Source organism: Methanobrevibacter sp. 87.7, assembly GCF_002208625.1.
Lineage (GTDB): Archaea > Methanobacteriota > Methanobacteria > Methanobacteriales > Methanobacteriaceae > Methanarmilla.
On record NZ_MRCT01000038.1, the window covers coordinates 1 to 13,032 of the forward strand.

Here is a 13,032-nt window from a genome sequence, read left to right on the forward strand (position 1 = left end):
TTATAAATTAAATAAAAACTAAAAAAATCATATAAAAAATGAAAATAAATAAAAACTAAAAACATTCACATAAAAAAATTCAAAGATTAATAGAAAAAACAATGAAAAAAACTAAAAAGATTCATATAAAAAAAATTCGAACACAATAGAAAATAAATAAATAAAAAAAACTAAAAAACATCCATATAAACTACTCAAAAAAACAATAAAAAAAACTAAAAATATCCATATACCCTATTTAAAAATCAGAGAGAAAAACAAAAAACTAAAAAACACTTATATACACTACTCAAAAAAACAATAAAAATTTAAATAAAAACTAAAAAAACCATACAAAAAATGAAAATAAATAAAAATTAAAGAATATTTCTATAAAATTTTCAAAAAATAGATAAATATAATAATCAATATAAAAACTAAAAAAATCATACGAATATATTCGAACTAAAATACTTGAAAAGTATGAAAAATACCTTATTTTTAAGATTAAATAGCTTAGAACATTTTTATAAAAAAGATGTAACTTTTTATAACTAAATAGTTACAAAACCTTTAAATTATTGTTTTTTTATAATAAAGTTAATGAATTTTAAATTTTTTAATAGATAAATTAACTACAAATAGATAGTCTAAAAATAAAATTTATCTTTAAAAACATTAAATTATTTAAAAAAATAATTTAAAACATATTTTTTAGGTAATTATCAAATTAAAGAAATAATATTACTTAACTTAATAATCATTATTAAAACTAATAAAGAAAAATAATATTACTTAACTTAATAATTATTATTAGAACTACTCAGAAACAACAACAAAAAGTAAAGAAATTTAATTAGTTAACTAAGTACAAGAATTAAATCTTAATATAAAATCAAACTATAATTAAGCACAAGAATTAACTCTTACTAAAAAAAATTAATTAAACCTTAACTAACAGAAAAAACCAATCATATTAAGAAGTTTAATTAAAATTCATAGGACACTCAAGCAAAATTAAATTCTTTAAATTTTGAATAGATACTTAAATTAAAATAAATAATTATCCCTTTCTAAATAAGATTTTATACTTTGCTGATTCCCATAAGATTAAAAATAATAGTAGTGTGAGATTATGGATAGCATTATAGATTCTTTAAAAATATTAGGTTTAAGCCATTACGAAGCAAAAGCATACATTAGCTTAACTAAATTAGTTTCAGCAAAAGCAGATGAAATATCAGAGATTACAAAAATACCCAGAACAAAAGTATATTATGTTTTAAAAGAGTTAGATAAAAAAGGATTCATTAAAATAGATCATGGAACAAGACCTTTAACATACTCAATTATCCCTCCATTTAATGCATATAATGAGAAAAAAGAAGAACTTATTAAAAAACTTAATTATAGTGAAGAAAAATTAAATGAAATATATAATAATCAGATGAATGAAACACAAGCACCTATCTGGTTAATAAATTCAACAAAAAATATTATAAACAAAGAAATTGAATTAATTAAAAAATCTAAAAAATCAATATACTTAAAAATAGGATTATTATTTGAAAATGAAGATGAATATCTTATTAAAACATTAAAAAACTTATCTGATGAAATACAAATAAAAATAATTGCAAATTCTGAAGCTAATATAAATAATAAAAGAATTAATATTTATGAAACATTTAAAAATGCAAAAATAAGCAATTTAGATATTATTAAAGGAAAAATACCATATAATAAACTATTAATAGTAGATGGAAAAGAAACACTTAGTACCCTTATTAGAGTTAATGAAAATAATGAGATAATTCCAAGTACTATAATCGGATTACTAAATAAATATGAAGAGATTTCTAAAAATTATAGTAATATATTTATTAACGATTTTTATAGAATAAAAAACAGTAATAACTACTAATTCTATAAAATTATACTTTTTTTACTTTTATAATACTTTACTAAATTTTGAATTTAAATATAATAACTTATTTTATATAAAAACACACTAAAAAAAAGATAAAAAACCTAAAAACTCAAATAAAACACAAACTCACTAAAAAAAGATAAAAAACCTAATAACTTAATTAAAACACAAATTCACTTAAAATAAGTATAATTAAAAATTAATTTAAAATATACTTATTTATCAAGATTAATCCTTTCTGGTGCAGTGTATAAGTTAAATCTATTACCACGTACAAAACCAACCATAGTAATATGACCTTTCTCTGCAATATCATAACCAGATCCAGCAGGAGCTGCATTAGATACTAAAATTGGAATTCCAACACGAACTACTTTTATAAGCATATCTGCAGGCATTCTTCCACTATAAGTAACATAACATTGACTAAGATCATACCCTTTTTGTGCAGCTGCACCAATTACTTTATCTACAGCTACATGTCTACTTACATCTTCACGTGTAATATATTTATCTTTATATACTAGTTGTGCTACATGAACACTTCCAGTAGCCTGCCAAACTTCTGCTTTTTCAGTTAATCTTTTCATATTTTTAATAATTTCACTTGCATCAACAGTTAAATCAGATTCAACAGGTTCAATTGTTTTAAGTTCTGATCTCCATCCACCAGCACTATCAGACATTACTCCTTGATATTCAAGTAATCTACAAGCACATGCATGTTTACATCCACCTTCCCTTTCTTGTAAAATATCATCACTTTCAAAATCTTCTTCAGGAGTATGACAAAGTTTAGTGTGTATTGTTACATTTTTATCTTCAACTTTAATATCTATAATATCATCAATAGATTTTATTAAACCATCCCCTAAACAGTAGCCAATAATAAAATCTTCAAGATCTGTTGGATAAGTTGAAAATTTACGTGGAGGAAGTAAATCTATATGAAAATAAATATTTTCATCTTCTACAGTCATCTCTTCAACTTTTTTATATTTCCCATCTTCCCAACGAATAGCTGGTATTTTCTTAATATACTCCATAAAATCATTCCCTTAAAATATTACTATTTAAAATATTTAACAATAGTTATATTTAAAATTTCTTAACTATGTTATATTTAAAATATCAATTAATTTTACTTAAGTATTTAAAATTATTACTGCATATATCCTAATTATAATATATATTTTGAATAAATATCTAATAAAATATTATAATTTAATTTTGTACAAAATTAATATAAAAAGCTTAAAATTAAAATAATAATGAAATACTAATTAAAATTATTATATATAATATCCCATTTTAGTAATTTAAAAATAATACATAAAATAAAACTTTTAAAATTTTAATATTTTATAAATAGGGGGAATTCATATGGAAACAGAAGATTATACCAGGATAAATTCAACACAAGAAAATAAAGACGAAAGTGAAAAACAGGAAAAAGGAGGAATTGGTGATCCAGATAATATAAATGAACGTAACTATTGGATTTATTCTCCAGGAGAAAAAGCAAATAAATGGAATGAATATTACAAACAAAAAGTTATGGGTATTGGTTGGAATAAAGTTAGTGATTTAAGAAAGTATAATAGTAAGAAAGAAATAGTAAAAAAATTACAAGAAATTAATAAAACTAATTCTAAATATCCAAATGATTCAAATGCTTTATGGCAATTTTCAAATGAAATCAAACCAGGAGATATTATATTTGCTAAAAAAGGTTTACACAAGATAATAGGATATGGTATTGTTGATGGTGAATATTATTATGATAATACAAAAGATAAAGAATATACAAATATAATACCTGTTAATTGGAAAGAAAAAGAAAATTTTAATTATAAAGATACTTTACCTTTAAAAACATTAACAAAAATAACAGATTACCCTGAAATGATTGAGAAAATAAAAAACCTTTTTGAAGATTATATAGAAGAGGAACCAAAAACAAATTACCCTGAATATAAAAAAGAAGATTTTCTTAAAGATTCATTTATAAATGAAGAAGAATACAATAAATTAATCGATTTAATTAAATATAAAATGAATGTAATCATTGAAGGAGCACCAGGTGTTGGAAAAACATACATATCTAAAAGATTAGCATATTCTATCATTGGAGTTAAAGATAAAGAAAGAGTAGAATTAGTTCAATTTCATCAAAGTTATTCTTATGAAGATTTTATTATGGGATATAGGCCATCTGAAGAAGGTTTTGACCTAGAAAAGGGAATATTTTATAATTTTTGTAAAAAAGCAGAAAATGATGAAGAAAATAGTTATTTCTTTATAATTGATGAAATAAATCGTGGAAATTTAAGTAAAATCTTCGGTGAACTTTTCATGCTTATAGAAAAAGATAAACGTGGAAATAAAGTACCTCTATTATATAATAAAGAATCATTTAGTATTCCAAAAAATTTATACATACTTGGTTTAATGAATACTGCAGATAGAAGTCTTGCAATTATGGATTATGCATTACGTAGAAGATTTGCCTTTTATACCTTAAGACCAGCATTTAATTCTGAAAACTTTAAAAAATATGGAGAAGAACTCAACAACCCTAAATTTAATAATCTAATTGAATTAATTAAAGAATTAAATAATGAAATAAAAGAAGATGAAGTTCTTGGTGAAGGTTTCCAAATAGGACATAGTTATTTCTGTAATCTAAAAAAAGACACAATTGATAAAAACTTAAAATATATAATTAACTTTGAAATAATCCCATTACTTAAAGAATATTGGTTTGATGAACCAAATAAAGTAGAAACTTGGAGTAGTAAACTAAGAAATATTATTGAATAATTTAATTAAAGATGTGATTAAATGATTCCAATAAAAAACATTTATTACATGCTTACATATGCATTCCAAGTATTACATGAAAAATCATATAAGAAGTTAGAAACTGAAGAATTTGAAAATACTACAGAATTATTTGCAGAAATACTTATAATAAGTATAAGTAAACAGATAAAGAGAGGACTTGAAAAAGATTATATAGAAAAAACAGAAGAATTATCTGCAATATGTGGAAAAATAGATATAACTCAATCTATTAGAACATTAAGGAATAAAAAATTAATATGTGAATATGATAATTTTACAATAAACTCTTATAAAAATCAAATAATAAAATCCACTATATATTTACTATTAAAAACAAAAGATCTTTCTAAAAAAAGAAAAAAGAAACTTAAAAGAATCGTTTTATATTTTAAGGATGTTAATTTTATAAATTTAAAAACAGTAAACTGGAATATACAATATTACAGAAACAATCAAACATACAGAATGATTATTGCAATATGTTATTTAACAAGTAAAGGATTACTACAAAAACAGACAGAAGGAAAAACAAAACTTATGGATATTTATGAAGAAAGAATGCCAAAATTATATGAAAAATTTATACTTGAATATTATAAAAAAGAGTTTCCTCAATTAAAATCAGAAGCATCACAAATTAAATGGCAATTAGATGATGAAATAGACAGAATGTTACCAATAATGCAGTCAGATATAACTTTAACAAATAATTATCAAACATTAATTATTGATGCAAAATATTACAGACATACAATGCAAGAATATTATAATACAAGAAAATTACATTCTGGAAATTTATATCAAATATTTACATATGTAAAAAATAAAGAAATAGAAGAATCATATAAACCCCATGAAGTATCGGGAATGTTATTATATGCAAAAACAGATGAAAAAGAACAACCAAATTACACATACAAAATGAGTGGAAATAAAATTAGTGTAAGAACATTGATCTTAATGTAGACTTCAATAAAATAAAAGAACAATTAAATCAAATAGTAGAAGAACACTTCAATATTTCATACAGTAATTAAGTGATGTAAAAAAATAATTAAATATTAATAATACAATTAATTAAAAATAAGACTATGTTAAATGAAAAAAACGAAACAAAAAAAATTTTAACAATTCAAGATATATCTTGTTACGGACAATGCTCAATAACAGTTGCATTACCAATTATTTCTGCATTTGGAATTGAAACTGCTGTTCTTCCTTCTGCTGTTTTATCTACACATACATCAGGTTTTTCAGGATATACATGTAGAGATTTAACAGAAGATCTTCCAGCTATTCGTGAACATTGGGAAAAAGAAAGAATATACTTTGATGCTATATATACAGGATATATTGGCTCAATGAAACAATTAGATTATATAAAAGAAATTATAGATTCAAGATTAAAACCTGAAGGACTTGTATTTGTTGATCCTGCTATGGCAGATAATGGTGAATTTTATCCTGCTTTTAACCAAGAATTTGCTGATAAAATGGGTGAATTATGTAAAGTAGGAGATTATATTCTTCCTAATACAACTGAAGCTTGTTATTTATTACATAAAACTTGGAAACCAAATTTTTCAAAAGAAGAAATGTTAGATATAGCAAATGAGCTTTCTGATTTTACAAAAAGATATGTTATCTTAAAAGGAGATACACATAAAGAAAATAAATTAGGAACAATAGTCTTAGATAAAAATAATCCTTCTTCTACAAAAATTGTATACAATGATAAAATAGATTACATTTCCCATGGAACTGGTGATGTTTTTGCTTCAGCATTTGTAGGATCATCTATGATTGGTAAATCTCCTTCTAAATCTGCAGAAATTGCTGGTGAATTTACTAAAAAAGCTATTGAAGAAACTGTTGGTGACCCAAATCATAAATATGGAGTAAAATTTGAAAAAGTAATTCCAAAATTATATGATTTATTATAAAATTAAATAGATTTTTTAAATAGCTAATTAAGACTCATTAAACCTTTAAAAGTCTTAGTATCAATCAAAATAATATTGTTAAACTATTTAACAATATATTCTTATTTTTTCTTTTTTTAAAAAATTAGTAAAAAGATTATTAAATATATTTTTTTTTAAAAAATCTTAAAAACTATTTAATATCTTTTAAATATATAGCAGTTTTACTATTTTTATTATTAATAATATCATCTAATGTTCCTTTAGCAACTATTTCACCACCATTTATACCACCAGATGGTCCCATATCAATAATATAATCTGCATTAGCAAGTAAATCTAAGTCATGTTCTATAACAATAATAGTTGCTTTTTTATCTAATAATTTTTGAAGAACTTTTAACAAGACTCTTACATCAAGTGGATGAAGACCAATTGTAGGCTCATCAAATATGAAAATTGTATCCTTTTGAGATTTACCTAAATCACTTGCTAATTTAAGTCTTTGAGCTTCACCACCAGATAATGTAGGAGTAGCTTCTCCAAGAGTAAGATACCCAAGTCCAAGTTCAGATAAAGTATTTAATTTTCTATAAATCTTTCTTTCTAATTTTGAATCTGTGTTTAATGTAGTTAAAGCTTCATCAACAGTTAAGACCATATAATCTTTAATTGATAAACCATTATACAATATTTTATCTATTTCATTAGAATAACGTAAACCATTACAATCTAGACATGTAATCTCCATATCAGGTAAGAATTGAACATCCATATTTATACATCCAGTTCCTTTACATGTAAGGCAACGTAATTTACCAGTATTATATGAAAAGTCACGAGTTTTATATTCATCAGATAATTTACCAAATAATTTCCTTAAATCATCTAATACTCCACTATATGTTGCTATTGTACTTCTAACATTTACTCCAATAGGTTTTGCATCAATAAGATTAATACGTTTAATACAATTATCCTCAATATCTAATACATGTTCAGGTAAATCTTCATTATTAATTAATGCTTTTATTGATGGAAATAAACTTTCTAAAATAAGAGTTGTTTTACCACTACCAGAAGGACCAGATATAGCAGTGAATCTATTTTTAGGAATATCTACATCAAGTGGTTTAACTGTATGAATATTTGATGTTTTTAGATGAATAGTTCCTTCATCAAACATATTTTCTTTAGTTGCTTTTTCTCTTACAATAATAGTTTCATCTTTATTTAAAAATGGACCAATTAATGAATTTTCAGAATTTGAAATTTCATCTAGACTACCTTTAAATATTATATTTCCACCATCATTTCCTGCTCCAGGTCCAATCTCAATTAAATAATCAACAATACTTAAAATTCTAATATCATGATCAACAAGAATAACAGAATTTCCATCTTCAACTAATTTTCTTACAACACTTATTAAACCATCTACATTTGATGGATGAAGACCTATAGAAGGTTCATCAAGAACATAAAGGATTCCAGTTGTATGATTTCTTACAGTTTTTGCAAGTTGAACTCTTTGTAGTTCACCTGTTGATAAAGTAGAACTTTTCCTATCTAAAGATAAATAATCAAGTCCTAAATCCATTAATATTTTAGCAATATCCATAAATTCATCAATAATAACTTTAGCCATATTCTTCATTTCATTAGGTAAAGAAGTAATAAGACTTGGAAGCCAATCGACAATTTCACCTAAAGTCATATGACTAAGTTCATCAAGAGTAAGACCATTTAATAAAGTAGAATTTGCTCTTTTATTTAATCTAGAACCATGACACTCTGGACAAGTCATAACAGTTAAAAATTGATTAATCTTATTTAATCCTTTCTCAGTTTTTGTACCATTTAAAGCTTCAACAATAGATTGATGTGCATTACGATATTTAACATTTAAATCAAACATTTTACCATTTTTAAAAGGTATAACAACATTTAAATCTACTTCTTTTCCATGATAAACTATTTCTTTTTCTTCATCACTTAAATCTTTAAATGGAACATCAACAGGAACACCAAGTTCACCTGCTGCTCTATACATCCAAGAAATACCAAAAAGATTCCATGCTCTAACTGCTCCTTCTTCTAAAGTTTTTGTTTGATCTGGAACTAATTTAGAATCATCAACTTCCCTTACAGTACCAGTACCAGAACATCTTGGACATGCACCATCACTATTAAATGAATATTCCTCAGCACTAAGTCCATAAAATTCTTCACCACATACAGGACATACAATTGGTAATTCACGAGACACATTAAGACTAGGAGGTACTAAATGACCATTAGGACAATAATAACTACCACAACGAGAAAATAATAATCTAATATAATTTAATAATTCTGTAGAGGTACCAAAAGTACTTCTTATATTTGGTATATTTGGTCTTTGACGTAAAGCTAAAGCTGCAGGAACATATTCAATACTTTCAACTTTAGCTTTTTCACTTTGATTAGATATTCGTCTTCTTGTATATGTACTAAATGCATCAAGATAACGTCTTGAACCTTCAGCATAAAGAATACCTAAAGCTAAAGAAGATTTTCCTGAACCAGAAACTCCAGCAATACCTACTATTTTACCAAGTGGAATATTAACATCAATATTTTTTAAATTATGAACATAAGCACCTTTTATAATAATCATATTATTAAACATTATTATCCTCTAATTAAATATTAAACTTTTAAAACTATTTTATAAATTCAAGATTCTAAAAGAAAGGAACTATTGAATATACACAAATTAAAACTACAACAGTTAAAATAACAATAGCACCAAGAGGAACCTTTTTCCATGCTAAGGAACCTGCAACAACTGCACCAATTAAACCAATATACCATAAATTAGTATCTACAGTTAATACACCAGGACATATTAAAGCAGCAAGTGCAGTATAAGGAATTAAATTTAAAAACTTTTCAAATTTATAATTAAGATTTAACTTATCAACAGATACTGCTGGAATTAAACGAGGAATAAATGTTACAAGTGCACAACCAAGAATTACAAGATTTACATCAACCATATAAAAACCTACCTGAAAGTATAATCACCAAATTATTTAAAAACTTTTAATAATATTAATAAAATCTAATTAAACTTTATCATTAACTAAAACAATAAATTAATAAGATCTTGTTTTAATATCCTCATCTTTACTATTAGAAGATGAACCCATAACAGTTTCATCATCAATATAATATACACCTACTGCTGCAGCAATAATAGTAGATAAAATTAAAGACCAATTAGATACAAATGGTTTTAGAATAATATTCAAAATTCCAGTAAATACAACTAAAAGACCTAATTTTTTATCATGTTTAACTGCAGGAATTAAAATAGCTACAAATAATGCATATAAAGATATATTAAAACTATTTGTAACAATAACTGGAAGTATATTAAGTACCATTACACCAATTGCTGCACCCAATACCCATGAAAGGTATGCAATTAATGAAATTCCAATATAAATCCATATTGAAGATTCTTCCATAAGTGAAAATATTGCAAAAGATTCATCTACAGTAAAATGTGCACTTAAAATATTCGTTAATAATGAATTTTCACTAACCTTATTATATACACACAAATTCATTACAAAGTATCTTAAATTAACAACAAAATTAGTAAGTACAATTGCAAGTAAAGTTGCACCTTGACCAATCATTGATACTGCAATAATTTGTCCTGCACCTGCATATACAAATATAGACATTGCAATAGTTTGCATAGGACTAACACCTGCTTTAATAGCAAGGGCAGCATAACCAATACCCATTGGAATATATCCAAATGTTATAGGAATACCTTTTTTTACACCATAAATGAATTTTTCCTTTATATTAATTTAAAACACCTTTAAAGTTCTGTAAATAAGATTTAAATATAGAAAAAAAATATACTTAAAAAAGTATTATTAAGTACTACAATAGATAAAAAAGCAATAAAATAATTGCAAATCCCTATGAAATACTTAAAATAGATAAGAAATCAACATGATAATTGTAACCTAGATTTATTTATACTAAAAATATCTAAAAATCTTAGAAAACTTTCTAAATACAATTTATATAAAAATTTGATAAATACAAAACTAGTTAGTAATCTAGCTAATAAAAACATGATATGCTCCTTATCTTTTATAATTAATAATATAAAATTAAGCTTTAAATATTTAATTATAAAATAAAATTAAATAAATTAAAACCTAATTAGAAATAATTAAAAACCTCATATCTAATTAAATAAATTTAAATAACTAATTACAATTAAATAAAAAGCTAATATTGAATTAAATAAATAAAAACTTAATTAAAAAGAAATAAAAACTCCATACCTAATTAAATAACTTAAATAGCTAATTATAATAAATAAAAACTTAATATCAAATTAAATAGCTAATTAAAAAATTAAAAAACAAATAAATAAAATATTTGAATATATAATTAAAAAAAGAATATTTAACTAAATAATTAAGTAAATAGCTAAAAATTTAATATTAATCCCTAAAATCAATAAAAAATTATCTAAGAGATAAAAAATCATAAATTATTTTAGCAGCATTAATTGCAGTGATATCACCTAACCTATCAGCTGCAACTTCCATAATATCAAAACCTAAAATATCTTTATCTTTTAAACATAAAAGAATTTCTTGAATATCCTCAGGTGAAAGTCCACAAGGTACAGGATTACCTAAAGAAGGAGCATATGCAGGATCAAGAGCATCCATATCAATTGAAATATATATTGGAGTATTAATACTCTCTAAATAATTAAGTAAATAGCTAAAAGATTTTCTTAAATCATCTGCTTTAAATGTTGTAATATTATCATGTTCACTTACAAATTCTTCCTCTTCTAATGATGATGATCTTATTCCAATTTGAACAATTTCTTCAGGATTTAAATCAAATACTCTATGGATAACAGTTGCATGAGAATCTTTTTCACCTTGATAATCATCAATAATATCCCTATGGGCATCAATATGAATTATAGTAATACCAGATAAGTCATTTGATTCTTGATTATTTGCTATTGCTGAAAGTGAACCTTTAGTAGCACTATGTTCTCCACCAATAAGAATAGGTCGTATATTATTACTAAGTAAATCAGATACAACATCTTCAAGTAAATCACATGTTTTTTTACAGTTACCTGGAATTGCATTAAGATCTCCAAAATCATAAAATACAGTATCAAGTTCCTTATTAAGAATAGTATTATAATATTCAAATGAATAAGATGCTTCTCTTACAACAAGTGGACCATATCTAGAACCAACATGATAAGATACAGTACTATCAAATGGAACACCAATAATACCCCATAAATTATCATCATTAGGAATATTATCAAAATCAGAATCTTCTTGAGAAAATGCAAATTTACAAGGTTCATGCATACCAAATATCATTAAAAACACCATAATTAAGTAAAAAACTAAAAAAATAAGTAAAAAATAAATTATTTTTTATATTAAAAAATAATTAAAAAAATATTTATAGTTAAAAATAATTTAACTACCTAACTAATAATCCTAAATAGCCACAATTAAACACAAAAAATTTAATTATAGACTATTAATAAGTAAAATAAAATTTAAAAGTAAAAAAATAATTAAAAATTATGAAATCTAGATACTAGGTGCTGAACCTTTAGTTCTCATAATTTTCATATTACCCATAGCTTCAATATATTCTACTTCAATACCTTCAACAATTTTATCAGCTAATTCTTCAGGTAATGGTAAATCTAAAGTATCATAGTTTTCCATATCCATAACTTGAACATTATTACCTTGGATAGATAAAACTTGACCTACTCTTTTATCAATAATAGGGATATCTACTTTACTGTTTACAGGTTTAGTTAATGTTCTTTTTTGACCATCAAAAACACCGATAGCTTCTACTCTAGCTTTAGCTGCTCCATGTTTACCAGGAGAAGAGGTGCTTAAACCAACAATTTTACAAGGTTCATCATTTAATACTACGTATTTACCAACTTTTAAAGTTTTAACTTCTACAACTTTTGTTGCCATAAAAAAATCCTCCAAAAAATATAAATATAAAATAATAATCAATGATTTTAAAAATAAAAGAGATTTTAACTTTAAAATCAGAAAAGAATAATTTTTAAATAAAAATTATCTGGAATATAAAAAACATAATATTCTATTATTATATTAAACTTATCTTTATATAAATGTTAGTATTATAAAGCTTTTTAAAAGAAAAAAGTAAACACACAAGTTTTTTAAATAAAATCCGATAATTTAAAAGGACAAATAATGAATAGTATTATAAAAAATTAATACAATATTGAAT

General features: G+C 23.6%; 10 protein-coding genes. 4 read left to right on the forward strand and 6 right to left on the reverse strand.

Annotation, left to right across the window (positions count from 1 at the left end; genetic code table 11):
* The first annotated feature begins 1,114 nt into the window (after positions 1 to 1,114).
* Positions 1,115 to 1,903, forward strand: a complete 789-nt coding sequence (locus BGI41_RS02985) for a TrmB family transcriptional regulator (RefSeq protein ID WP_088538761.1) — start codon at positions 1,115 to 1,117, stop codon at positions 1,901 to 1,903.
* A gap of 221 nt (positions 1,904 to 2,124) precedes the next feature.
* Here BGI41_RS02985 and fdhD read toward each other — a convergent pair whose 3' ends face one another.
* On the reverse strand, positions 2,125 to 2,955 hold the full coding sequence (gene fdhD / locus BGI41_RS02990; RefSeq protein WP_088538762.1) for a formate dehydrogenase accessory sulfurtransferase FdhD: 831 nt from the start codon (positions 2,953 to 2,955) through the stop codon (positions 2,125 to 2,127).
* 337 nt (positions 2,956 to 3,292) lie between these two features.
* Here fdhD and BGI41_RS02995 point away from each other — a divergent pair, with 337 nt between their 5' ends.
* The 3 genes from BGI41_RS02995 to BGI41_RS03005 all read left to right on the forward strand — a co-directional run bounded on the left by BGI41_RS02995 (position 3,293) and on the right by BGI41_RS03005 (position 6,699).
* Positions 3,293 to 4,732, forward strand: a complete 1,440-nt coding sequence (locus BGI41_RS02995; protein WP_088538763.1) for an AAA family ATPase — start codon at positions 3,293 to 3,295, stop codon at positions 4,730 to 4,732.
* 21 nt (positions 4,733 to 4,753) lie between these two features.
* Complete coding sequence (mcrC, locus tag BGI41_RS03000) at positions 4,754 to 5,722, forward strand: 5-methylcytosine-specific restriction endonuclease system specificity protein McrC (RefSeq protein ID WP_233126300.1); 969 nt, start codon at positions 4,754 to 4,756, stop codon at positions 5,720 to 5,722.
* 125 nt (positions 5,723 to 5,847) lie between these two features.
* Positions 5,848 to 6,699, forward strand: a complete 852-nt coding sequence (locus BGI41_RS03005; RefSeq protein ID WP_088538764.1) for a pyridoxamine kinase — start codon at positions 5,848 to 5,850, stop codon at positions 6,697 to 6,699.
* A 172-nt stretch (positions 6,700 to 6,871) separates the two neighbouring features.
* On the opposite strand, the gene BGI41_RS03010 is transcribed toward BGI41_RS03005, so the two are convergent.
* The 5 genes from BGI41_RS03010 to BGI41_RS03030 form a co-directional block, all read right to left on the reverse strand.
* A complete protein-coding gene (locus BGI41_RS03010) occupies positions 6,872 to 9,349 on the reverse strand; it encodes an ATP-binding cassette domain-containing protein (protein ID WP_088538765.1) in 2,478 nt (825 codons plus the stop codon).
* A 55-nt stretch (positions 9,350 to 9,404) separates the two neighbouring features.
* Positions 9,405 to 9,719: an AzlD domain-containing protein gene (locus BGI41_RS03015; RefSeq protein WP_088538766.1), complete on the reverse strand. Its 315-nt coding sequence runs from the start codon at positions 9,717 to 9,719 to the stop codon at positions 9,405 to 9,407.
* A 99-nt stretch (positions 9,720 to 9,818) separates the two neighbouring features.
* On the reverse strand, positions 9,819 to 10,547 hold the full coding sequence (locus BGI41_RS03020; protein ID WP_369829831.1) for an AzlC family ABC transporter permease: 729 nt from the start codon (positions 10,545 to 10,547) through the stop codon (positions 9,819 to 9,821).
* 675 nt (positions 10,548 to 11,222) lie between these two features.
* A complete protein-coding gene (gene speB / locus BGI41_RS03025; RefSeq protein ID WP_088538768.1) occupies positions 11,223 to 12,119 on the reverse strand; it encodes an agmatinase in 897 nt (298 codons plus the stop codon).
* A gap of 219 nt (positions 12,120 to 12,338) precedes the next feature.
* Positions 12,339 to 12,746 (reverse strand): translation initiation factor IF-5A, encoded by a 408-nt coding sequence (locus BGI41_RS03030; RefSeq protein WP_088538769.1) that lies wholly within the window; start codon positions 12,744 to 12,746, stop codon positions 12,339 to 12,341.
* Positions 12,747 to 13,032: the final 286 nt, after the last annotated feature.